The organism is Cupriavidus sp. a3 (assembly GCF_051015765.1).
Classification (GTDB): domain Bacteria; phylum Pseudomonadota; class Gammaproteobacteria; order Burkholderiales; family Burkholderiaceae; genus Cupriavidus; species Cupriavidus oxalaticus_A.
The window spans coordinates 2,870,079-2,871,012 of record NZ_CP170643.1 but is presented as its reverse complement, the minus strand read 5'-3'; the positions used below and the strand labels follow the sequence as shown (position 1 = coordinate 2,871,012).

General features: G+C 51.5%; 1 rRNA gene (running past one end of the window). It reads left to right on the top strand.

Annotated elements, in window-relative coordinates:
• The first annotated feature begins 410 nt into the window (after nt 1-410).
• A 23S ribosomal RNA gene (locus ACAD63_RS13865) occupies nt 411-934 on the top strand; it runs 3,335 nt beyond the window's last position.

Below are 934 nucleotides of genomic sequence, written 5' to 3'. Positions count from 1 at the left end.
CACGGCAGGGTTCATGACTGGGGTGAAGTCGTAACAAGGTAGCCGTATCGGAAGGTGCGGCTGGATCACCTCCTTTCAGAGCGTGCCTCCGGCGTTGAGCGTCCACACTTATCGGTAGTTTGTTGGTGAAGGCCAGGTGGTCAAATGCAAGCGCTTAAGGATTGAGCGTTTGCATTTGGCATTGCCAAGCGACGAAAGTCGGCTGTTCTTTAACAATATGGGATGTAGTAAAGGTGTCGCGCGTGCTTTGATGAGACGCTGCAGTAGCAAACGCGATACCGGGTTGTGATTGTATCAACCAAAATGTATTTAAAGTGATCGAAAGATGACTTGGAATACGGCACAAATGCGAGAACTCAACCTGTAGTGAGCGGTGTCATGAGCGCAAGCTTGAGACACACTTGTTATAGGGTCAAGCGAACAAGTGCATGTGGTGGATGCCTTGGCGATCACAGGCGATGAAGGACGCGGTAGCCTGCGAAAAGCTTCGGGGAGCTGGCAAACGAGCTTTGATCCGGAGATGTCCGAATGGGGAAACCCGGCCCGTATGGGTCATCCCACACTGAATCCATAGGTGTGGGAGTTCATGACTGGGGTGAAGTCGTAACAAGGTAGCCGTATCGGAAGGTGCGGCTGGATCACCTCCTTTCAGAGCGTGCATCCTACGTTGAGCGTCCACACTTATCGGTAGTTTGTTGGTGAAGGCCAGGTGGCCAAATGCAAGCGCTTAAGGCTTGAGCGCTTGCATTTGGCATTGCCAAGCGATCGCGGGTCTGACCTGCGGATCGGCTGTTCTTTAACAATATGGGATGTAGTAAAGGTGTCGCGCGAGCGTTGATGAGACGCTGCAGTACAACACGCGATACCGGGTTGTGATTGTATCAACCAAAGTATTTAAGTGATCGAAAGATGACTTGGAATACGGCACAAATGC